Here is a 24347-nt window from a genome sequence, read left to right as displayed (position 1 = left end):
CTTTTCAACATATGAAAGCTCTTGTATAATAGAAAAAACTGTTAAAGAAGAAGGGGTTGAATATGAACCATCAATCGTTCTTATACTATGACACTTTTGAAACTCCTTTGGGCCCAATGACTGTACTAGCGAATGATGAAGGCGTATGCCGAATCGACTATGGGCATTATGAAGACCGGCTCGCTACCTATCAATCTTGGAAAAAGAAGCATTTTCTCAAAGGTGAACTGGTGTATGACCCCGAACACAAATATGTCGCACAGACGAAACAAGAGCTTACCAGCTACTTTGAAGGACATCGGAACGAATTTCATGTGCCTTTAAATTGCTACGGTACAGATTTTCAACGACAAGTATGGAGGACGCTTCTCCATCATGTCCCTTATGGGGAGACCAGGTCCTATAAGGATATCGCTGCTTCCATGCATGCTCCGAAAGCAATTAGAGCTGTTGGAGGCGCGGTGAACCAAAACCCCTTTTCCATCATTGTACCTTGTCATCGAATTATCGGTAGTAATGGCAAGTTGGTCGGTTATGCCGGCGGTCTAGATAAAAAGCAGAAACTATTGGAATTTGAAAAAGAGCACCAAACCATTAAACAAAATCACTGAAGCAGGCTCCATCACATGGAGGCTGCTTTTTTGATGTTCATGTCCTTCTTTGCTTTTCATAAGATGTAAAAGGAGGGGAGAGGCATGAGTCATACATATCAACTGCAAGTGTACTGGGAAAGAATCATGGATCGATTGTTCGATCAGGAAGATCACCAATGGTTGAGGAAAAAAGTGGATGGTATTGAAGAACGGGGGCAGCGGCTGCAGCGGCTCACTTTTAATATCCACCCATACCATCGTGTCGCCTACGAAAATCAAACCCACATCCAGTATCTTTTGACTATATCCCTGCTTATTAAATCCGGAAGATATCATTTCTTAGAAGAAGGTCATTATCATGGGGAGGCACGGTTTGTGGGGGAAGAGTTAACGGACCACCTAGTGAGGACAGAAATGTTGGAGGGCAATAAGGTCTCAAAACCTTTGCCTGTGGATGTGGCGACAGACCAAGACCGAGAACGATCACGATTTACTTACAATCGGAGAGAAGCTGTTCGATATGCGGACCGTTGGTGGGACAGCTACAATCCCGCCTATAAAAGTTTTGATGTCGATTGTACGAATTATGTATCCCAGTGCATACGTGCAGGTGGAGCGTCTACCTGGGGCGCACCAAATCGGACGAAAGGATGGTGGTATGGAAGCGGAAATTGGAGCTATAGCTGGACGGTCGCTCATGCCCTGCGTTGGTACTTGGGAGGAGCGAGGAAAGGCCTGACAGCCACAGAGGTTTCCACTGCTGATCAACTTTCACCAGGTGACATCATTTGCTATGATTTTCAGGGAGACGGAAGGTTTGATCATAACACCTTTGTTGTCAGAAAAGATTCCAATGGGATGCCGCTTGTAAATGCACATACATCCAACAGCCGCCATCGCTATTGGGCCTATGAGGACTCCACGGCTTACACCCCTGATATTCAGTACAAATTTTATAAAATTGATGGCTGAAGAGTATGGTATAATAGTCTAGTTGACTAAGATTAGACTGAGGTGAAACGTATGCCTAACCATATTGTACTCTTTCAACCGGAAATACCAGCAAATACTGGAAATATCGCTCGGACGTGTCTTGCTACGAATTCTGAATTGCACCTGATCCGCCCTCTGGGTTTTTCGACGGATGATAAGATGGTCCGCCGTGCAGGATTGGATTATTGGCATAAGGTCAATGTGAATTATTACGAGTCCATTCATGAACTTTATGAAGCCTTTCCTAAAGGGGAAATTTACTATATAGAGAATTTCGGTACGAAATCATACGTAGATTTTGACTTTAGTGATGTTGAACAGGATTTGTTGTTCGTTTTCGGGCGTGAAAGTGACGGGATTCCTAAAGACTTGTTAGAAGGGTTGGAGGACCGTTGTTTGAGAATACCGATGACCGATCAAGTGAGATCACTCAACCTGTCCAATACAGCTTCCATTATTCTTTTTGAGGCTTTAAGACAACAAGGTTATCCGAACTTAATTAAATGAAGCAGAGAGGCGGCCGTATGTGGTCGTCTTTTTTGATGTGTTCTGCGTTTTGAGTGAGAATTCTATATTGGTGCCAGGCACCGGGATGAGCTGATAGGGTGCCAGGCACCGGGATGAGCTGATTGAGTGCCAGGCACTGGGACGAGCTGATAGGGTGCCAGGCACTGGAGCGAGTTGATTGGGTGCCAGGCACCGGGATGAGCTGATTGGGTGCCAGGCATGGGGACGAGCTAATTGGGTGCCAGGCACTGGGACGAGCTGATAGGGTGCCAGGCACCTGGACGAGCTGATAGGGTGCCAGGCACTGGGGTGAGCTGATAGGGTGCCAGGCACTGGGGTGAGCTGATTGAGTGCCAGGCACTGGAGCGAGTTGTTTAGGTGCCAGGTATCCAAACAAGGCATCCAAACAAGCGTGGCCGGAAGCTAAGTAAAACGACTATAGATTACGATAAAAAGAGGATTAATTAGGATTATGTCGAATTTTATTTATAGAAAATGTTCATGAAAGGAGTAGTTTCATTGGCCAGGAAAAAGCGCTTTTGGTTCCCCGGAGCAATCTTTCACATTACTGCTCGAGGAAATCGAAGGCAAAATATCTTTTTAAATGATACAGACCGAGTATCGTACTTAAATTTTTTGAAAGAAGTAAAAAAAGTACATGGTTTTAAATTACATGCTTACTGTTTAATGAGTAATCATGTGCACTTAATTATCGAGATCAATGATTCCCCGCCAAGTTCTATCCTCCAGCAACTCCACACTAAATATTCCAAGTATTTTAATTCCAAATATGAGTACACCGGCCATTTGTTTCAAGGAAGGTATCATGATGAAATTATACTTAATCGTGAGTATTTTTTGACAGCTTGTAAGTATGTACACAAGAATCCTGAAAGAGCCAATTTAAAACGATTGTTATCTAATCATCTGTGGACGTCGCATAGTGCCTATATTAATAAAGAATTAGATCCAATAGTGGATACGGAACTGTTGAGAGAGTATTTAATGGTAACTTACGAAGAGTTTATGAAATATCATGATGTAGAGGACCCTGCTACTTAATAAAGAGTAAGGGTCTTTTTTTATGTGAAGACACGAACATAAAGCCTGGCACTTCGAGAAGACATTTTGGTGCCTGGCACCCGATTCATGGCACCAATAAAACACAAAAAAACGCACCCGTAATGGATGCGTTTTTGCTGCTTATTTTTTTGGCGTACCAGGTTTTGTGTCATATCCGGCACTGAAGATAGCAGTAAGAAATGCGACACAGACAAGAATGATCAATGTAAGATTCATGAGTGGTCCTCCTTTATGTAGCCAGACAAGCATGATTAATCATATTATACCCTAATTATGGGTGGATGTGAATTGTTTGTCCAGTTAAAATTATCCTTTGCTTGATGACACATGCCTATACGTTAGGGCGGGCGTTTACATAGAGTGAAGGGTAGGTGAATAACCAAGGATGGATTGGAGGAGCATAAATGAACCATTACCAATATTATTATCACCCGTACCAAGTCGAAGAGGACTTCCGCAATGAGGACGAACGTTTCTTCTTTTTAGGACCATTTGCTGGTGGACTGCTCGGTGGATTCCTGGGAGGAGCTCTGGCCCCTGGCTTTTACGGAGGATTTGGACCCCCGCCTCCGCCCCCACCTTATTACGGTGGAGGACCTGGATACGGTGGACCAGGATATGGATATAACCGACCTCCTTATTATGGAGGACCATGGTAAAATAGATGCCCCTCATGAACCAATCATGAGGGGCAATTTTTTTAGAAGTTCGTAGTATCCAGTTCTTTCCCTTGGGATTCGTAGCCTTGCATGTACTTGATGCGGCGCTGGGCGGATGTGGCGTTCACCTGCTCATCTGCGTGATAAGATGAACGGACCATAGGGCCTGCTTCGCAGTGTTTGAATCCTTTCTCAAGGGCAATTTCCTTAAGCTCTTCAAATTCGTCCGGATGATAGTAACGCTCGACGTTTAAATGTTTCTTTGTCGGCTGTAGATATTGACCGATTGTCATGATATCAACGTTATGGGCAAGAAGGTCGTCCATGGCTTCAACGATTTCTTCTTTCGTTTCACCTAAACCGACCATGATGCTTGATTTGGTTGGAGTATTCGGGCGAATTTCTTTTACACGTTTCAACAATTCAAGAGAACGATCGTACATCGCGCGAGCACGCACTTTTTTCGTCAGGCGTCGGACGGTTTCGATGTTATGGTTGAAAATATCCGGCTCTCCGTCCATTAATGTGTGAAGACTTTCATAATCACCTTTCATATCTGAAGGGAGGATTTCAACGGTACAACCCGGTACACGGCGGCGGATGGCTTTCACTGTTTCAGCGAAAACGGCAGCACCACCATCATTTAAATCGTCACGCGCAACAGCGGTCACAACGACGTGCTTAAGTCCCATGATTTCCACAGAGTCAGCGACACGTTCTGGTTCGCCCCAATCTAGTTCGTTAGGAAGTCCTGTTTTGACCGCACAGAAGCGGCACCCTCGTGTACATGTATCTCCAAGGATCATGAATGTCGCCGTTTTTCGTTCACTCCAGCATTCGTGAATGTTTGGACAACGGGCTTCTTCACATACGGTGTTCAGTTTTTTATCGCGCATCAACTTTTTCAAGCCTGTGTAAGATTTATTCGTATTGATCTTAATTTTCAGCCATTCTGGTTTTCTTATGTACTCTTGATCTTTGGCCATTTCATTCACTCCTTATTCGTTAGCGCGAGTAGTTCCACTCGTCATTTTCATAACGTTCTTCTGCAATTTTTCTTACTTCATCCCATTGTGTTTCTGTTGGGATAAAAGGCTCAAGTTTAATACCCAGCCCTTTTTCGAAGCCATCTTTAAAAGCTTTTTTAGTATCTTCGAAAGTTACTGGTTGATCAACGATTTGGTTGATCGCTATGGCTTTGTCACCGAAGGCTTTTCGTGCGCGTTCTTTAATGCGTTCATTTTTATAGATGAACATGTCGAACAGTTTAACATCATCGACATCAATGGGGATGGACCCATGTTGAAGGATAATCCCTTTCTTTCTTGTCTGTGCACTTCCCGCTGCTTTTTTACCTTCGACAATAAGTTCATACCATGAAGGTTCTTCAAAGCATACCGCGGATCCTGCTACATCTAATTTCCCTTCAGGAACAGCGAATTCTGCTTGTATGTCAAGGTTTGTGAATCCTTCAAGCAAACCTTTTGATAGGACAAGGTAGGCTTCTTTTACAGAGTCTGGCATATCCGGATGATTTTCCGAAACAATTACACTATATGTGAGTTCATTGTCATGTAGGACAGCTCGTCCTCCCGTCTGACGGCGAACAAGCTCATATCCATGCTTTTGGATGCCCTCCAGATCAATCTTTCCTTTGACTTTCTGAAAATATCCTACAGATAATCCAGCAGGCTCCCATCCATAAAAGCGGAGTACAGGAGGAATGTCTCCATTGCGGTGCCAATTCATCAAGGCTTCATCCAATGCCATGTTCATCGCAGGGGTGCAATGACCTGAATCGACAAAGTACCATGTTTCCATTTGCAGTCCTTCTTTCTATTGTGTAGCACTTTATCCTATTAAAATATTCGTAACAATTCTAACAAGGGGATATCATCGTGTCAAAATTTACTAAAAAGCGTAAATTCAACCTTTAGGACTACTTGCTCATTGCAAAAAAATGGACATACAATCCGGTTCTGTTGATTTATAATAAAGGAAGGAGGGATGATCGTGAGCCAAACGTTGATTTCCAGCATCCTTTTCTTGGTCAGTGCGGCAATTTGGGCATTATTAGCTATATTTTATGATGATTTCAGGTGGCTTAATTTGTTTCTGTTTATTGCTTTTTTGGTCATGGGATTGTCCAAAAGGCGCAGGTACACTCAAGAAAAGGATTACGAAGAGGACTAACTTTCATGTTGGTCCTCTTTTTTTCTGTCATGAATGAAGAAGGTAGGCATAGGGTGGATAAGAGGGCTTTCCCCTCACTTTTCAGTTGACTCTTCATGGTTAGCGTTTTGAATTTATGTTTTCGAAAGGGTTGTATCCACCAGACACTTGGAATGAATGGTAGGTTGCGCGTTTGTTCAGTTGCAGCGGCCAGACACTAGAAATAAGTCAACTGCCTCCGTGGTGGAAAAACACACCACTGTGCCGTTTGTCGTATGCTTGTCGTGTCTAACCAGGCCGCTTCCACATTTCTAAATTACACATGTTTTACAGTAGCCAGGCATAGGATGTATTAAAATTCGTCTCTTACGACGGGGGAGGTCGCGAAGTGGACATTTTAAAGAAAATACAAGACCACCGGGAACAAGAAGAGGAACTGAAATGGGAAGGTACATTCTCAGAGTATTTGGAATTGCTGAAAGAGCGTCCGTATTTAGCTCAATCCGCCCATTCCCGCGTTTACAATATGATTAAAAGTGCGGGGGTAGCAGAAGAGCACGATCATAAGCGTTACAAGTTTTTTGATGAGGATATTTATGGACTGGATGAAGCCATGGAGAAGCTTGTGGAAGAATATTTTCACCCGGCTGCGAGAAGGCTGGATGTTAGAAAGCGTATCCTTTTACTGATGGGACCTGTCAGTGGTGGTAAGTCAACGCTCGTTAATTTACTTAAACGTGGGATGGAGAAGTACACGCATACCGATGATGGGGCTGTCTTTGCCATTAAGGGTTGTCCGATGCATGAGGATCCTTTACACCTTGTTCCGAACCATCTGCGTAAGGATTTCCAGGATGAGTACGGCATTCGTGTAGAGGGAAGTCTATCCCCGTTAAATACGATGAGAGTTGAAACAGAATATGACGGAAGGATTGAGGATGTTTTAGTTGAACGTATCTTTTTCTCAGAGGATAAGCGTACAGGCATTGGTACGTTCAGCCCGTCCGATCCAAAATCCCAGGATATAGCGGACTTAACTGGTTCTATTGACTTCTCTACCATTGCTCAGTATGGTTCTGAATCAGATCCCAGGGCTTACCGTTTCGATGGAGAATTGAATAAAGCAAACCGTGGGATCATGGAGTTTCAGGAAATGCTGAAGTGTGATGAGAAGTTTTTATGGCACTTACTCAGCCTGACTCAGGAAGGAAACTTCAAGGCTGGTCGCTTTGCCCTAATATCTGCCGATGAATTGATCATCGCCCATACGAACGAAGCGGAATATCGTTCTTTCATAGCCAATAAGAAAAATGAGGCCTTGCATTCACGGATGATTGTTATGCCTGTCCCTTATAACTTGAAGGTGAGTCAGGAAGAACGGATCTATGAAAAAATGATCAGAGAAAGTGACATCAGAGATGTGCATATCGCCCCGCATACACTGAGGGTTGCGGCGATGTTTACCATTTTAACCCGGTTGAAGGAGTCGAAAAAAGCTTCTGTCGATGTACTGAAGAAAATGCGCTTGTATGACGGTGAAATTTTAGAAGGATTCAGCGATGTAGATGTGGAAGAGCTGAAGAAAGAGCATGCGGACGAAGGAATGAGCGGCATTGACCCTCGTTATGTCATTAACCGCATTTCTTCAACCATTATTAAGAAAGAGTTGACGTCTATAAATGCGCTGGATGTGCTGCGTTCGCTGAAAGACGGGCTTGGAAGCCATGCTTCCATTTCCAGTGAAGATAAAGAACGTTATCTTGATTTCATTTCGCTTGCTAGAAAAGAATACGACGAAATCGCGAAGAAAGAAGTGCAGAAGGCTTTTGTCTATTCTTATGAAGAGTCAGCTGTCACATTAATGGATAACTATTTAGATAACGTAGAGGCCTATTGCAACAAGGCGAAACTTAGGGATCCACTGACCGGTGAAGAATTGAACCCGGATGAGCGCCTCATGCGTTCCATTGAAGAACAGATTGGTGTATCAGAAAATGCGAAGAAGGCGTTCCGTGAAGAGATCTTGATCCGAATCTCCGCTTATGCTCGAAAAGGCAAGAAATTTGACTATCAGTCTCATGAGCGGTTACGTGAAGCCATTCAGAAGAAGTTGTTCGCAGATCTGAAAGATGTTGTCAAAATTACCACGTCCACGAAGACGCCGGATGAGCAGCAACTTAAGAAAATCAATGAAGTGGTTGCGACTCTCGTTGATGAACATGGTTACAATTCCAGTTCTGCCAATGAATTATTGAAGTATGTCGGTAGCTTGTTGAATAGATAATGGCAACCCCCAGCCGCTCTCTTATTCTATTAAGAGGGCGGTTTCTTGTGGTATAATGGCAAAAAATGAAGTGTGGTGAGACGATGGCCAAAAAATATTATGCAATTATTGATGTCGGATCGAATACAATGCGCCTAGTCATTTATTTAAGGGAAAAAGGTGGACGTCTACGGGAAGTGGAGAATGTGAAAGCTGTTGCCCGGTTGAGGAATCACCTCATGGACGACGGCCTATTATCTACTGAAGGTATCCAAATCCTTTTGACCACTTTAAAAAGCTTCAAACAAGTCGCAGAGTCATATCCTTTGGAGGAGATCGTTTGTGTAGCGACTGCCACCATCAGGCAAGCGCAAAATCAAGCCGAAATCATTCATCAGGTATCGGATCAAACAGGCTTCGATATGCGAATACTTTCCGACCAGGAAGAAGCTTATTATGGGTATTTGGCTGTGGTGAACTCTACACCTGTGACAGAAGGAATAACGGTAGACATCGGTGGAGGAAGTACAGAAGTTACATATTTTAAGGACAGGGAATTGGTAGAATCCCATAGTTTCCCATTCGGAGCACTCACGCTTAAACAAGACTTTTTTAAAAAAGATCTTCCTACAGAGGAAGAAATGTCTGACCTTCGTCATTATTTGATTGAGCAATTTCAATCTCTTCCCTGGCTGAAGAAAAAGAACGTCCCATTGATCGGAATCGGGGGAGGGGCACGTAACCTCGTTCAAATTGATCAGAATTTGAAAGAATACCCTCTCGCAGGTCTACACCAGTATAAAATGAAGGACAGTGACCTTGCGTTTATTAAGAACTACCTTTTCACCTTAAATATGAAGAAGTTGCAGAAGGTTGAGGGGCTGTCCAAGGATCGTGCGGACATCATCCTTCCCGCAACCGAAGTCTTCCATTCTTTATATGATACGGTCCATGCTTCTGGTTTTATCTTAAGTAGAAAAGGGTTGCGTGACGGTATTTTCTTCGAGCAGCTGACGAGTGAGATGGGAACAGCCCTCTTTCCGAATGTGTTAGAGGAGAGCATCCAGGAATTGATCAGTGATTATGAGTTGAATGTGAAACACATCCAGCATGTTCAGCACCTGGCCCACGAATTGTTCCATCAGCTCCACGATCATGGAATCGGTTCTTTGAGGAAAAAAGACTGGCAGGAAGTGAAAAGAGCAAGCTATGTGTTTAACCTTGGAGAATACATTGACAATGAATCAAGCTCCCAGCACACTTTTTACCTTCTTGCTAACCGTACGATTGACGGATTGATGCATATGGAAAGACTACGGATGGCTCTTATGGCCTCTTTCAAAAATAAGACAATCTTCAAGCAATTCCTCAATCCATACAAACAGTGGTTCTTGAAAGATGAACGGAAAAAGATCCGCCTTCTCGGGTCCATGTTGAAGTTTTGTTATAGTCTGGACAGCACCCGCAGGCAGACGGTGGAAAGGCTGGAACTATCCAATGATGGAGATGACCTCCGGGTAACTCTCTATTGTAACGGTGCTTACATGCCTGAGGAATATCAAGCAGAAAAACAGAAAAAACACTTGGAAAAGTCACTGAAGAAGACTATCGAGCTTCATTTTGTGGAAAATAAAAAGTAGTCCGTTCCCGGGCTGCTTTTTTTGTCATTCTATTTTTTGTCTTATCGTTCGACATTTTCAATCAAATTTTTACAAAAAGTTAACTTTGCATTCATATGTGGAATATATGGATGTATTAACCTATATGTGAATACATGTGTAAAGGGTGTGCGTTATGTCAACAGAAATGAAGACGAAAGAACTGGATAATCCACTTTTTTATAATAATCGAGAGCTCAGCTGGCTTGGCTTCAATGAACGGGTTTTGGATGAAGCTCTTGATATGGACAACCCTTTGCTCGAACGGTTGAAATTTTTAGCTATTGTCTCTTCCAATCTTGATGAATTTTTTATGGTACGCGTCGCGGGATTGAAGGACCAGGTCAAAGCCGGCTTTAATAAACCGGAAAACAAAGCCGGATTGACGCCGAAGCAGCAACTGAACAAAATTGCTGAGATTAACCACAAAAATGTGGAAAAGCAGTATGCGGCCTACCAGGCGATGAAACCGGAATTGGAAAAAGAGGGAATTACGATTTTGTCCATTGACGACCTCACCAAAGAGGAAATCAAGCGCTTTGAAACCTATTTCGATGAAGAGATTTTTCCCGTGTTGACCCCTATGGCAGTGGATGCCTATCGTCCTTTTCCAATGCTTTTGAATAAGTCCATCAACCTGGCTGTCGTCATTCGGGACGAACTCGACCAAGAGGGAGCAACGAAAACGGCGATTGTTCAAGTGCCATCCGTACTGGACCGTTTCGTAAGTGTGAACCATGATGATAAATATCAGTATGTTTTATTGGAAGAAATCATCGGTCATTTTATGAGTAAGCTCTTCAAAGGGTATAAAGTTGAGTCGATCACAGAGTTCAGAATTACGAGAAATGCTGATATGACAATTCATGAAGAAGGCGCCCGTGATTTATTAAAAGAAATAGAGAAAGAATTGAAGAAACGGAAGTGGGGAGCGGCTGTGCGTCTGGAAGTGCGGGACGGAAAATATGATGAGAAATTGGTCAGCTTTTTATTGAATGTCCTGGAAATTCATAAAGATGACTTATACATTACAAATGGACCGCTGGACTTAACTTTCTTATTTAAATTCCATAAAACGTTTGAAGACATCAAGGACCACCTTTATTACGAAACGTTGATGCCTCAGCCTCCGCGTGATTTGAGTAGTGATGAAAATATTTTTGAACAAGTAATGGATCGGGATGTTTTCCTACACCATCCGTTTGAATCTTTTGAACCGGTCGTTGACTTCGTAGCGGAAGCAGCAGATGATCCCCATGTGCTGGCTATCAAACAAACATTATACCGGGTTAGTGGAGATTCACCGATTATAGAAGCTCTCAAGCGTGCGGCGGAGAAAGGGAAGCAGGTCACCGTACTTGTTGAACTAAAAGCGCGGTTTGATGAAGAAAACAACGTGCAATGGGCAAAAGAGTTGGAAAAAGCAGGTTGTCATGTCATTTATGGAATGACTTACTTGAAAACCCACAGCAAAATTACTCTGGTGGTCAGGAAGAAGAACGAGAAAATTGAACGTTTCGTTCACCTGGGAACAGGGAATTATAATGACCAGACAGCATCGCTTTATACAGATATGGGAATCATCACAGCCAAGCGGAAGTTTGGAATTGATGCCACAGACTTTTTCAATTATTTAAGCGGGTTTACCGAGAAACCGCAATTCCATCATCTGTCGATGGCTCCGTTTGATATACGAAATGACTTTATCCGCTATATCAACAATGAAATCCGTTTCCAAAAACAACATGGCAATGGGCGCATCATCTTAAAAATGAATTCTTTGACGGACAAAAATTTAATTATGAAGCTTTACGAAGCCTCTCAAGCAGGTGTCCAGATTGATTTAATCGTGCGTGGAATCTGCTGTCTGCGTCCCGGGATCCAGGGTTTCAGCGATAACATCCGTGTCATTAGTATTGTCGGTCGCTTCCTGGAGCACAGCCGAATTTATTATTTCCATCATAATGGAGATGATCGTGTCTTTCTATCCTCTGCTGATATGATGACAAGAAACATGGTCAAGCGTGTCGAACTTTTATTCCCGATCTATGAACCAGTGATAAAAAATCGTTTGCAAAAGATTTTATCTGTCATGCTGAGTGATAATGTCAAAGCCAGGGAACAAAAGAATGACGGGTCCTATGAACATGTTAAACGCCCTGAAAACGCGCAGCCCATCAATAGTCAGATGAAACTTTACGATATGGCTTACCGTGTCTTAGAGGATGAAGAATAACAACGATATATCACTTTAGTGGCAAAAAGTGAAAAAGGCGTACCCATCGGTGCGTCTTTCTTGTTATAATGGAATGGATTTGGTCATTATTAAAAAATTAAGCGAAATTTGTTGAATACGGAAGCGTTTCAATTCTATAATAGTACATGGACTTGGAAACGTTTTCGAGGAAACATTAGCCAACAACTACTTGGGGGTATTCTACGTGTCTAAACAAGGCTCCACTCAAAACTTTTGGGAAAATTTCCATGGCCCCAACATGGGGTACATCGAAGAACAATTCGAACAATATGAAAACGATCCTAGTGCTGTCGATCCTTCCTTGAAGGAAATCTTTGATGAGCACGGGGCTCCTGCATGGATGGGAAGCGATATGGTTGCCGAAACCAACGGATCTGCTTCACCTTCTGAAAGGGACATAGCTAAAATTACCTCAGCTTTGAAACTTGTTGAGGCTATTCGTCGTCATGGTCACCTGCAGGCGAATATTTACGCGGTAGGCAGTGATGAGCGACCTAAAACAAATTTGCTTGAGTTAGAAACATATGGACTACAAGAAAAGGATCTAAAAGAAATCCCGGCTGATTGGGTGTGGCCCGATGCCCCAATGAAACTGGATAACGCACTTCAAGTAGTCAAAACATTAAAAGAACGATATGCAGGGACCATTTCTTTTGAATTTGGTCATGTGAATAACGAAGATGAAAGAAAATGGCTTCAGGATAAAGTCGACACTGGTTCTTATACCGTGTCACTGACAGATGAAGAGAAGAAGCAATTACTATACCGTCTGGCCGAAGTGGAAGGATTTGAAAATTTCCTTGCCAAAACATTTGTTGCGCAGAAGCGTTTTTCTATTGAAGGCTTGGATATGATGGTGCCGATGCTTGATCATATTATCCAGTCAGCATCAGGTGACAAAATAAAAAATATCATGATGGGCATGGCCCACCGTGGTCGTTTGAATGTACTTGCACATATCCTTGGAAAACCTTATGACCGCATTTTTTCTGAATTCCACCTTTCTCCCGATAAGGAGCTAATGCCATCGGAAGGTTCGATGGGAATTAATTATGGGTGGACAGGTGATGTGAAGTATCACTTCGGTGCGAGAAGAGAAATTGAGAACGGTGAACAGTCGGCTACGCGTGTGACTCTAAGCCACAACCCTTCACACTTAGAATACGTCAATCCTGTAGTAGAAGGATTTACACGTGCGGCTCAGGATGACCGATCAGAGCCGGGTTATGCAAAAATGGATGAGGACGAGGCATTCGGCCTTTTAATTCATGGTGACGCTGCTTTCATCGGAGAAGGTGTGGTAGCAGAAACCTTAAATATGAGTGACCTCCCTGGCTATCGCACAGGCGGAACGGTCCACATTATTGCTAATAACCTTGTCGGATTTACGACGAATAGGAAAGATGGACGCTCGACACGTTATGCGAGTGATCTTGCCAAAGGGTTCGAGATTCCTGTTGTCCATGTCAATGCCGATGATCCGCTGGCTTGTTTATCAGCGATGGCCTTTGCATATGAATACCGTCAAAAATTCCATAAAGATTTCTTAATCGATCTCGTAGGATATCGCCGTTTCGGTCATAATGAAATGGATGAACCACGGTCTACACAACCGAGACTTTATAAAGAAATTGACGAACATCCGACGGCTGCTGCTGTCTTTGAAAAACAGCTACAGGAAGCATCAGTCGTAGGTGATGGTGCTCTTAAAGATATGAAAGCGGAAGTGGAACAAAAACTCCGCGATATCTATAACAATATGAACGAGCATGAAACGTCTTCTCCTGATGTCAAAGATCGTCCGAGTGGAGTGGAACGTAATCTCGACGAAATCGATACAGCCATCGATATTGATCGTCTAAGAGGTTTAAATGAAGGTATGCTGAAGCGTCCTGAAGGTTTTAATGGTTTTAAAAAGCTTGAGAAAATTCTTCAAAGGCGCAGTAAAATGCTTGAGGATGGACAGAAAGTTGACTGGGCGACAGCTGAAGCGCTAGCATTTGCCTCAATTCTTGAAGATGGACGTCCTATTCGAATCACAGGTCAAGATACGGAGCGCGGAACATTTGCCCACCGACATCTTGTTCTTCATGATGTGGAAACAGGGGAAACGTACTGTCCTCTTCACGGATTAGAACAAGCAAATGCATCTTTTGACATTCATAATAGTCCATTGTCCGAAGCTGGGGTTATTGGGTTTGAGTACGGATATAGTGTCCAGGCTCCAGAATCTCTAGTCCTTTGGGAGGCACAGTTCGGTGATTTTGCTAATGCTGGACAAGTCATCTTTGACCAGTTCGTATCTGCCGGCCGTGCCAAGTGGGGTGAAAAGTCCAATATGGTCTTCTTGCTTCCTCACGGATATGAGGGACAAGGGCCTGAGCACTCGAGTGCGCGACTGGAGCGTTTCTTACAGCTTGCTGCTGAAAACAACTGGACGGTTGCCAATGTTACGTCTTCTGCTCAATACTTCCACTTGTTAAGAAGACAAGCAGCTATTAGTAATCAGGAAGAAGCGCGTCCTCTTGTGTTGATGACACCGAAGAGTCTCTTAAGAAACCAACGAGTGGCCGTTTCCGGTGAACAGTTCAGCACTGGACGCTTCCAACCGATTATGAAGCAACCCATCTTATCTGAAAACAAAGATAAAGAAAAAGTGAAAACACTTCTTCTCGGAAGCGGGAAGATCATGGTCGATATCGAAGATACGGTAGATGGTACGGATCAAACCTTTGAGACGATCGATGCTGTAAGAATCGAACAAATCTATCCGTTCCCTGAACAACGATTAGCTGAGATGTTAGAGTCTTATCCTAATTTAGAAGAATTAGTATGGGTCCAAGAAGAACCGCAGAACATGGGTAGCTGGTACTTCGTCGAAGGGATTTTGCACAAGTTGTTGAAAGAGGGGCAGATTCACCGCTTTGTCGGTCGTCCGCACCGTGCTTCACCTTCCGTCGGCGAGCCGAACATCCATAAAACGGAGCAGAATCGAATCATTCATGAAGCGCTACAGATGTCTAAAGGAGGAGAAACAAATGAAGGAAATTAAGGTTCCTGAATTAGCTGAATCCATAACAGAAGGTACAATATCAGAATGGCTCGTCAAAAAAGGGGATCAAGTGGAAAAAGGCGACCCGATTCTCGAGCTTGAGACAGATAAAGTAAACGTTGAAGTGAATGCAGATGCCAGTGGAGTTATTGCTGAGTTGTTGAGAGAAGCTGGAGATGACGTAGAAGTCGGCGATGTGATTGCTAAAGTCGATGAAAATGGCGAAGCGGGAGGTTCAGACGAAGACACTTCTTCTGATGATGAGGAAGAATCTGAACCAAAAGAAAAAGAAGAGAAATCCAACAAAGAAGAAGAATCTCAGAAAGAAGAAGAGCAGCAACAATCTTCTGAAGAGAAAAAAGAGTCTTCCAGTAAGGATTCTAAAGACGTGATTGCTACTCCAGCCGCTCGCAAACGTGCGCGTGAACTTGGAATTGATTTGAGTGAGATTTCCGCTCGCGATCCCCTTGGACGCATCCGCCCTGAAGATGTTGATGCAGCTGCCAAAGGAGAAAGCAAGCAGCAATCTAAAGGTTCATCCAAGTCTTCTTCTGAGGACCAGCCTAAGAAGCAGGAGAAGAAAAAAGAAGAAACGAAGAAAACAGAATTTGATAAGCCAGTCGAGCGAGTGAAAATGTCCCGCAGACGCCAGACCATTGCTAAGAGACTCGTTGAAGCCCAACAGGAATCTGCGATGCTTACAACGTTCAACGAAGTGGATATGACTAATGTTATGAAGCTCAGAAGTGAGCGTAAAGAATCCTTCCTGAAGAAGCATGACATTAAATTAGGATTTATGTCCTTCTTCACAAAAGCTGCAGTTGGGGCATTGAAGGAATTCCCGCTACTGAATGCCGAAATTCAAGGGAACGAAATCATTAAGAAACAGTTCTATGATATCGGGATGGCCGTTTCCACAGATGAAGGTCTCGTCGTTCCTGTTGTCCGTGATGCGGACCGTCTGGACTTTGCCGGAATTGAAAAAGGAATTGCAGACCTCGCTACCAAAGCCCGAAACAAAGAGCTTGGTCTTGATGACTTGCAAGGTGGATCATTTACAATTACGAACGGTGGAATATTCGGATCTATGCTTTCCACCCCGATTTTGAATGCACCTCAAGTAGGAATCCTTGGTTTGCATAACATTGAAAAACGCGCGAAAGTTATGCCGGATGACTCCATCGAAGCTCGTCCGATGATGTACATTGCTCTTTCCTATGACCACAGAATCGTAGATGGAAAAGATGCGGTACAGTTCTTGCGCAGAATTAAAGAAATGATTGAAGATCCATTCGATCTATTGCTCGAAGGCTAAAACCAATCCCCTTCCACAACTCCAGTGGAAGGGGATTTTATATTCCTAATCACACAATCCTGACATATACTTGAATAACATATTTACCAGCATGGACTATCAATCTGCTTGTGAAACGATAGACAATATGGGCGAAAGAAACAAATAATCCATGTATATCTCAATATCTTTCATCCATTACCGTGGACCTGCATACGATAGAGTAATACTCGATTAGGAGGGAATTACATGGATGAAGAGATGAGTTTCGTAATCGCCGAAGACGACTGGTCCCTCCATCGGAAAGGCTACGACGATCAGCGGCGACATCAAGAAAAAGTGAAGGATGCGATGAGCAAGCAGTTACCTGATCTCATTACTGAAGAGAATATTGTGATGTCGAATGGAAAGCGTGTCGTTAAGATTCCAATACGTTCACTTGATGAATATAAGATTCGTTATAATCACGAGAAGAATAAACATGCAGGACAAGGTGAAGGGGATAGTGAAGTCGGGGATGTTGTTGCTCAAGCGCCGCAGCAATCGAAAGGTAAGCCTGGCGATGGAGACGGAGCTGGAGATCAAGCTGGCGAAGATTATTATGAGGCAGAGATTTCATTAGCCGAGTTAGAAGAAGCCTTGTTTAAGGAATTAACCTTACCGAATTTGGATGAGAAGGAAAAAGACAATATCATTCACACAGACATCGAGTTCAGCGATATTCGGAAAACGGGATTAACAGGAAACATCGACAAGAAGAGGACGATGCTTGAAGCATACAAACGAAACGCTCTAGGCGGAGAAGCTTCATTTGCACCGATTTATCCAGAAGATATTCGTTTTAAAACGTGGAATGAGAAAACCAAACCGGAATCAAAAGCTGTTGTTATTGCGATGATGGATACAAGTGGCTCCATGGGACAATGGGAAAAGTATATGGCCAGAAGTTTCTTCTTCTGGATGACCAGGTTCCTGAACCGGAACTATGAAACAGTGGAAATTGAATTTGTTGCCCATCACACACAAGCTAAAGTCGTCAGTGAAGATGATTTCTTTTCTAAAGGGGAAAGTGGAGGGACGATCTGCTCCTCAGCTTATCGCAAGGCTTTAGAATTGATTGAGACCAAGTATTCACCGGAGCGCTATAATATTTACCCGTTCCACTTCTCTGATGGTGATAATTTAACATCTGATAATAAACGCTGCCTGGGATTGATTGAACAGCTGATTGAAGTTTCACAAATGTTTGGTTATGGAGAAGTCAACCAATACAATCGTTCCTCCAGTTTGATGCAGGCCTATAAATCCATCGATCACCCGAAGTTCCGCTATTACATTTTGAGAAGAAAAGCAGATGTATTTCATGCCATGAAACAATTCTTCAGTGAACAGGTTGAAGAGATGCTAAGCTGATGTTGCAAAGAAGCCAAGTAACATCTTGTTGCTTGGCCTTTTTTGTGTTTTCAAAAGCTGGACGAGTTTTTTATTACTTGAACCTTAGGCTTCCTTGGTATAATGTCGCTATAAAGAAAATAAAAGGAGTATCGTTTATGATTCAGGAAATTTTAGAGTCCAATCAATTCATCATGTTGATGGCTCTATTGCTTATTGTCAGTATCATCGTTACAAAATTCTCTTCCAGACTCGGGGTTCCATCGCTCGTTCTCTTTATTGCGGTTGGAATGCTCGTCGGAAATGATGGGCTTGGGTTCATTTATTTTGATAACCCGGAAATTGCTCAGTTGATCGGTGTCATCGCTTTAATTGTTATTTTGTTCGAAGGTGGTATGTTGACAAAATGGAAAGATATACGACCTGTAGTGGTTCCTTCCATTTCTTTAGCCACAGTAGGAGTCGTCCTTACGACATCCATCGTAGCTTTAGCTGCCAAATTCATCTTACATATCGGTTGGGTTGAGGCTTTCCTTGTAGGATCTATTGTAGGGTCCACAGATGCGGCAGCTGTATTTGCTGTTTTAAAAGGAAAAAATGTCCGACCTAAGCTTGAAGCGACACTGGAAGCGGAGTCTGGTACAAACGATCCTATGGCTGTGTTTCTCACTATTTCATTTATTCAGTTGCTCACGATTGATCAAGTCAATATATTAGGGATGATCGGTTCATTCTTTTGGCAGATGGGTGCTGGATTAGCGGTTGGATTTGGAATCGGGTACTTGGCCAGTTTTTCATTAAATCGAATCAATTTGGATTCAAGTGGACTTTATCCATTGTTCGCTCTAGGTTTCGCATTTTTATCTTACAGTTCAAGCTCCCTTCTCCAAGCAAGTGGTCTTTTAGCTGTATATGTGACAGCCGTTGTCATTGGAAATGCTGAACTGGCTTACCGTTATTCCATCTTGCGGTTTCATGAGGGATTTGGCTGGATGGCTCAAATTCTCATGTTTATAATTCTCGGGTTATTTGTTTCGCCCACTGAAGTTTTCACATGGCCTGTTATGATGGATGGATTGCTTATAGCACTTGTGCTTATATTTATTGCAAGGCCTGTAGCCACGCTTTTAAGCCTGTCTGGTTTTTCGTTTACGATGAAGGAAAAGTACTTTTTATCCTGGGCTGGGTTGCGTGGTGCCGTACCAATCGTACTGGCGATCTTCCCGATGCTGGCTGGAATACAGAACAGCCAACTTATCTTCAACGTTGTTTTCTTTACTGTTCTTACATCAGCTCTTGTTCAAGGGTCGTCCATCACCCGTATTGCTGAACGTTTCAAACTGGTTTCCGATAAGCTTGGAAACCCGATTCATTCTCTTGAGTTAATTTCCATCGGCAAAGCGAATGTTGAAATGATTGAGTTCGATGTAACGGAAAGGAACATCATTGTTGGTCAGACTTTAGAAAATATGGAATTGCCGGATCGAGCCTTAATCAACGCCATCATCCGTGACGGAGATGTAATCACTCCTTATGGTCAAACAGAAATTAAAGCGGGGGATACGTTGTATATCCTTGTTGCAAGGAAAAATAAAAAAGAAGTGAAGAAGCTGCTTGAAGCAATTAATGAAGAGAAAGAAGAAGAACACGAAAAAAGCCGAGCTTAAGGCAGCTCGGCTTTTTTCGTAGCAGCTATGATATTTTGGGCGTTTCACTATGATATGAAGAATACAGTTATTATTATAGGTAAGATATAAGGCTTTGTAAACCTTTTCTAGAAAAAACATGTAATTTTTACTAGAGAAACAAGGGAAATCCAATATGGAATTGTACGTTCGACAATCTTCCTATACAATAAGAATCACTAAGGAGGGATGTACGGTGAACAAACGTATAGGTTTTATCGGCTGTGGTCAAATGGGGCGGGCGATGATACAGGGCATGATTGATGCAGGCCTTGTGAAAGCGCGTGATATCGCTGCCACGGCTTTATCCGATGAAACGATAGATTTTGTGACGGATGAATACGGAATTAACATTTCCAATGAAAATAAACGAGTGGCAAGAGAGAGTGACCTGCTTTTCTTAGCGGTGAAACCTTATGTGTACCAAGGAGTCGTCCAGGAAATTAAGGACGAAGTACCTGAGGATACTGTGGTGGTTACCATTGCTGCCGGCATCACTCTCGACGCTATGAAAGAAGCCTTCGGCCGTAATGTGAAGGTGATTCGTTCCATGCCGAACACGCCTTCGCTTGTCGGAGCAGGCATGAGCGTTCTGTGTCCGAACGATTTCGTGACCAAGGAAGAATTAGCAGACGTGATGGAAGTGTTTGAGAGCTTTGGAGAAGCTGAAATAGTCGAAGAAAAGTTGATGGATGCGGTTCCAGCCGTCAGCGGATCTTCACCAGCTTTTATCTATATGCTCATTGAAGCAATGGCGGATGCGGCTGTTCAACAAGGTTTCCCCAGAGATAAAGCCTACAAAATGGTTTCTCAGACTGTCCAAGGGGCGGCCCAAATGGTTAAAGAAACCGGCCGCCACCCTGGCGAGCTGAAGGATGCCGTCTGTACTCCGGGAGGTACAACCATTTCAGGGGTTACAAAGCTTGAAGAAGCCGGTTTTAGAAATGCGATCATTCAAGGGATGGAAGCTTGTACAGAGAAGTCTAAAGCATTATCAAAAGGAAAATAATAAAGGGAGGGCCGGGCTGTTACGTCCGGCTTCTTTTATAAATAGTGAAACATTTCGAACAGTCATTCGTAAGCATACATAGGGGGTGGAAGAATGGAACAGCAACCGACACAAAGAATATCACAGCAAGCGCTGACGGTGTGGCGCATCTATGGGTGGATCCAAGTAGGGATCATTCTTTTGCTGACTATTGGATTAACCGTGACGGTGTTCTTATGGGATTGGCCATGGTGGATTGTGCTGATTGGGCTAGGGATCGCTTTGCTGGAAGTCCTTTCATTTGTATGGCTCGTACCAAGTTTACGCTGGAAAAGGTGGAGGTATGATGTCACGGAAACAGAAATCGATTTGCAGTACGGATTATTTATTGTGACACGTACGCTGGTACCTATGGTCAGAGTCCAGCATGTGGATACAGAACAAGGACCTTTACTCAGGAAGTTTCGTTTATCTACCATCAGCATTTCTACAGCTGCGACGGTACATAAAATCCCGGCACTGGACGAGAGGGAAGCCGAGCGTCTACGTCAGTCCATCTCTTCCCTAGCAAGGGTGGCGGAAGATGATGTTTGAACCGAAAAGACTGCATCCGATTTCAGCCGTCATCAACTTTGTGAAGACGTTAAAAGATGCGGCTTTACCATTGATTATTGTGCTTGTGTTAAATGGAAACATATTTAGTGGGGAAGTGGATTGGATTCCATTGCTGATATGGATCGGTGTACTGCTCCTTGTATTGGGAGCAGGGATCATTCGCTGGCTGCGATTTACATACCGGATGGAAGAGGGAGAGCTGAGAATTGAATACGGGCTTATTTTTCGTAAGAAGAGGTATATCCCTATTGATCGAATTCAGAGTCTTGATTTTTCAGAAGGTATTTTTCATCGTCCTTTGAACCTTGTTAAGGTGTCAATTGAGACGGCAGGATCAACAGGGAATGAAAAGGCAGAGGCTGAACTAACAGCCATCCGGAAGGAAGAAGCAGATTCTTTGGAAGAAGCCATTTTCCAGGAAAAGAAACGTAGAAACGCAAGACCGGAGGACGACTCTTGGGATACTGAACAAGCTCAGACAGAAATAGAAGAGTCAAATCGTGAAAAGGTCTATGCTATGTCCATGAAGGAGATTGTGATGATGGCCGTCACTTCTGGAGGAGCGGGGGTAGTCATCTCCGGAGTAGCAGTTTTCTTCTCTCAATTTATGGACCTATTACCCGTAGGAACGATCTATAATGAAATCCTTGACTGGATCCAAATTGGCGTATTGGTGATTGCTTTTACCGCCCTTGTCATACTCTTAGTGGCTTATGGGATATCAATTGTAATGACGATTCTAAGGTATGCCAACTTTTCTGTTTTTATTGACGAAGATGATTTGATTATTACGCGTGGCTGGCTTGAGAAAAAACAGATGACGATACCTTTAAATCGGATTCAGGGCATTCGAATGGAAGAAAACTTAATTCGACAGCCTTTAGGATACGCTTCAGTAACGCTAATCAGCGCAGGGGGATCGGTTTTAAAGAATGATGAGCACCAATTACGACTGCTGCCAATGATCAAAAAAGAAGACGTGGGCAAGGTACTGAAAAAGGTTCTTCCTGCTTATGATGTTGTGGACCATTTCCATGAACCGCCTAAGCGATCGTTATTCAGATACATTCTGCGCCATTCATGGTTCGGATTTTTAGCGTCAATTCCCATCAGCATCTTCTTTTTTCCTTATGGTCTGTTATCCATTTTGGCCGGTGGATTCTTAGCCGTGCTGGGCTGGTTAGCCTACCATGATGCAGGATGGAATATTCGAGAAGATCAGCTGACTTTAAGATCGAGAGGAATCATCAAGCAGACGTACTTTATGAAAAAGTACCGAATTCAGGCATCTTATGAAAAACAAACGTATTTTCAAAAAAGGACACATCTCTCAAGCATAGAAGTTATGTTAACGTCAGGAGGAGGCAGATCGCTTGCTTCCTGCTACTACCTTGAGAAAAGCGATACAGAGGAAATCATGCACTGGTATAGAGTCAAGAGATTAAGTGAAAAACCGTCTGAGGAATAAGTACTCAGGCGGTTTTTTTGTGTGAAAATAATAAAAGCGAACATTTTTGTTGTTACTATTGATTTTTGTTCGTAAAAATAATATTATAATACACGTTGTAATTCTTATTGAAAGTTTGGTGTTCCCAAATGTTAAACAAATGGTTCCGATTAAATGAAAATCATACAGATGTTAAAACAGAGTTGCTTGCAGGAGTGACGACTTTTTTAACGATGGTCTATATCGTTGTTGTTAACCCCGCAATTCTATCAAGTGCGGGCGTGCCTTTCGAACAAGTGTTTATGGCGACGATCATTGCGGCAATTGTTGGTACGTTAATTATGGCATTTGCTGCTAATTACCCCATTGCTATAGCTCCTGGTATGGGATTGAATGCGTACTTCGTTACGGAAGTTGTCCAACAGGATGTTAGTTATTCTGTTATTTTTGGAGCTGTCTTTGTATCAGGTATATTATTTGTTCTTCTTAGTTTGACTAGTTTACGTAAAACGTTGATTACAGCGATTCCTGCTTCATTAAAATATGGGATTACATCAGGAATCGGTTTGTTTATAGCTTTCCTTGGGTTAAGAATGTCAGGCATCATCGTTTCCAGTGAAGAGACGCTGGTTACACTTGGAGATTTGACAGCAAAAGGTCCATTATTGACGGTATTCGGGCTTTTCTTCACACTGGTCCTGATCGCGAGAAATGTGACGGGTGGATTATTCATCGGCATGTTCGTTACAGGTATTATCGGCTTTTTCACTGGTCAGCTTCAGCTAGAAGGCTTTATTGAGGCACCACCAGCTCCTGTATTCTGGGATATGGATATAGGAGCGGTGTTCAGCAATGGCCTCTATACGGTTATTTTCGCTTTCCTTCTTGTCACGATTTTTGACACGACAGGAACGATGATCGGTGTGGCGGAACAAGCTGGGTTCATCCGTAAAGATGGAAGTCTTCCGAGGGCGCGGGCTGCTTTAATGGCAGATGCGTCAGCTACAACCGTTGGAGCTATGTTTGGAACGAGTCCTTCTTCTGCTTACATTGAATCTTCTTCAGGGGTAGCAGCTGGAGGAAGGACAGGCCTGACGACGACGGTCGTTGCTCTATTGTTCATTCTATCCATGTTTTTTGCCCCTATTGTAGGAGCCGTTTCCGGTCTACCAGCTATTACAGCTCCTGTATTAATCATTGTCGGTTGCTTCATGATGGGTGGTCTTGCAAAGGTGAACTGGGGTAGTTTCGATGACGCTTTCCCAGCCTTCATCATCATCCTTTCCATGCCACTCACATCCAGTATTGCAACAGGAATCTCGTTTGGTTTTATCACGTATCCATTGTTAAAGCTCGTTACTGGAAAAGGAAAAGAAGTACACTGGATTTTATACATGTTCGCAGTTATTTTCATATTACAAATGGTCTTCTTCCCAGGCCACTAACCCCACCAAATCCTATGGCAACCCAGCCATAGGATTTTTTGTTATTCAATTAAATGGCAGGTTTCTTGAAGACTCAGTTTCGAGATTTTTGTGAGAGTTTAGGGCTCCGGGAAAAGGTTCGCTTTCCATGGGGCGGGCGGTGAGCCTCCTCAGGCTACGCCTTCCGGGGTCTCACCTGTCCCACATGTCCCATAGGAGTCTCACCGTTTCCCTCCGCCCCTTTACCATGGAATAGATTCTCGAA

19 protein-coding genes are annotated in these 24347 nt (G+C 43.2%); 17 read left to right on the top strand and 2 right to left on the bottom strand.

The window, feature by feature from the left end; all coding sequences use genetic code 11:
- Positions 1–62: 62 nt before the first annotated feature.
- The 5 genes from VKA52_RS17105 to VKA52_RS17085 all read left to right on the top strand — a co-directional run bounded on the left by VKA52_RS17105 (position 63) and on the right by VKA52_RS17085 (position 3835).
- Positions 63–611, top strand: a complete 549-nt coding sequence (locus VKA52_RS17105) for a methylated-DNA--[protein]-cysteine S-methyltransferase (protein ID WP_160915393.1) — start codon at positions 63–65, stop codon at positions 609–611.
- A gap of 84 nt (positions 612–695) precedes the next feature.
- Complete coding sequence (locus VKA52_RS17100; protein ID WP_326316572.1) at positions 696–1565, top strand: amidase domain-containing protein; 870 nt, start codon at positions 696–698, stop codon at positions 1563–1565.
- 51 nt (positions 1566–1616) lie between these two features.
- The gene (trmL, locus tag VKA52_RS17095; protein WP_326316571.1) at positions 1617–2093 is read left to right on the top strand and encodes a tRNA (uridine(34)/cytosine(34)/5-carboxymethylaminomethyluridine(34)-2'-O)-methyltransferase TrmL; all 477 of its coding nucleotides are present in this window, start codon (positions 1617–1619) and stop codon (positions 2091–2093) included.
- A gap of 495 nt (positions 2094–2588) precedes the next feature.
- Positions 2589–3155, top strand: coding sequence for a transposase (locus tag VKA52_RS17090; RefSeq protein WP_326316570.1), 567 nt, complete (start codon positions 2589–2591; stop codon positions 3153–3155).
- Positions 3156–3580: 425 nt separating this feature from the next.
- Complete coding sequence (locus tag VKA52_RS17085; RefSeq protein ID WP_160915385.1) at positions 3581–3835, top strand: hypothetical protein; 255 nt, start codon at positions 3581–3583, stop codon at positions 3833–3835.
- Positions 3836–3876: 41 nt separating this feature from the next.
- On the opposite strand, the gene lipA is transcribed toward VKA52_RS17085, so the two are convergent.
- Together lipA and VKA52_RS17075 are read right to left on the bottom strand one after the other, a co-directional pair.
- Positions 3877–4821 (bottom strand): lipoyl synthase, encoded by a 945-nt coding sequence (gene lipA / locus VKA52_RS17080; protein WP_160915384.1) that lies wholly within the window; start codon positions 4819–4821, stop codon positions 3877–3879.
- A 19-nt stretch (positions 4822–4840) separates the two neighbouring features.
- Positions 4841–5656, bottom strand: coding sequence for a lipoate--protein ligase family protein (locus tag VKA52_RS17075; protein ID WP_326316569.1), 816 nt, complete (start codon positions 5654–5656; stop codon positions 4841–4843).
- 192 nt (positions 5657–5848) lie between these two features.
- On the opposite strand from VKA52_RS17075, the gene VKA52_RS17070 reads away from it, so the two are divergent.
- The 12 genes from VKA52_RS17070 (at position 5849) to VKA52_RS17015 (ending at position 24103) form a co-directional block, all read left to right on the top strand.
- Entirely contained in the window at positions 5849–6028 is a 180-nt protein-coding gene (locus tag VKA52_RS17070; RefSeq protein ID WP_160915382.1) for a hypothetical protein, read from the top strand.
- 367 nt (positions 6029–6395) lie between these two features.
- Positions 6396–8291 carry a PrkA family serine protein kinase gene (locus VKA52_RS17065; protein WP_326316568.1) on the top strand — a complete coding sequence of 632 codons (1896 nt, stop codon included), beginning with the start codon at positions 6396–6398 and terminating at the stop codon, positions 8289–8291.
- An 83-nt stretch (positions 8292–8374) separates the two neighbouring features.
- A complete protein-coding gene (gene ppx, locus VKA52_RS17060; RefSeq protein WP_326316567.1) occupies positions 8375–9910 on the top strand; it encodes an exopolyphosphatase in 1536 nt (511 codons plus the stop codon).
- A 154-nt stretch (positions 9911–10064) separates the two neighbouring features.
- On the top strand, positions 10065–12164 hold the full coding sequence (locus VKA52_RS17055; RefSeq protein WP_326316566.1) for an RNA degradosome polyphosphate kinase: 2100 nt from the start codon (positions 10065–10067) through the stop codon (positions 12162–12164).
- Between the two features lie 205 nt (positions 12165–12369).
- Positions 12370–15237, top strand: a complete 2868-nt coding sequence (locus VKA52_RS17050; protein WP_326316565.1) for a 2-oxoglutarate dehydrogenase E1 component — start codon at positions 12370–12372, stop codon at positions 15235–15237.
- Positions 15224–16552 (top strand): 2-oxoglutarate dehydrogenase complex dihydrolipoyllysine-residue succinyltransferase, encoded by a 1329-nt coding sequence (gene odhB, locus VKA52_RS17045; RefSeq protein WP_326316564.1) that lies wholly within the window; start codon positions 15224–15226, stop codon positions 16550–16552. Before VKA52_RS17050 ends, odhB begins: the two co-directional genes overlap by 14 nt.
- Positions 16553–16780: 228 nt before the next feature.
- A complete protein-coding gene (gene yhbH / locus VKA52_RS17040) occupies positions 16781–17944 on the top strand; it encodes a sporulation protein YhbH (protein WP_089653080.1) in 1164 nt (387 codons plus the stop codon).
- A gap of 137 nt (positions 17945–18081) precedes the next feature.
- The gene (locus VKA52_RS17035) at positions 18082–19590 is read left to right on the top strand and encodes a potassium/proton antiporter (protein ID WP_326316563.1); all 1509 of its coding nucleotides are present in this window, start codon (positions 18082–18084) and stop codon (positions 19588–19590) included.
- Positions 19591–19804: 214 nt separating this feature from the next.
- Positions 19805–20617, top strand: coding sequence for a pyrroline-5-carboxylate reductase (proC, locus tag VKA52_RS17030; protein WP_160915368.1), 813 nt, complete (start codon positions 19805–19807; stop codon positions 20615–20617).
- Between the two features lie 93 nt (positions 20618–20710).
- Entirely contained in the window at positions 20711–21190 is a 480-nt protein-coding gene (locus tag VKA52_RS17025) for a PH domain-containing protein (RefSeq protein ID WP_326316562.1), read from the top strand.
- Complete coding sequence (locus VKA52_RS17020) at positions 21183–22679, top strand: PH domain-containing protein (RefSeq protein ID WP_326316561.1); 1497 nt, start codon at positions 21183–21185, stop codon at positions 22677–22679. The genes VKA52_RS17025 and VKA52_RS17020 overlap by 8 nt, the downstream gene beginning before the upstream one ends.
- A gap of 128 nt (positions 22680–22807) precedes the next feature.
- Complete coding sequence (locus VKA52_RS17015; RefSeq protein WP_326316560.1) at positions 22808–24103, top strand: NCS2 family permease; 1296 nt, start codon at positions 22808–22810, stop codon at positions 24101–24103.
- The last annotated feature ends 244 nt before the right edge of the window (positions 24104–24347 follow it).

Source organism: Halobacillus sp. HZG1 (assembly GCF_035818575.1).
Lineage (GTDB): Bacteria > Bacillota > Bacilli > Bacillales > Halobacillaceae > Halobacillus > Halobacillus litoralis.
This window is presented reverse-complemented; position numbering and strand designations above follow the sequence as displayed.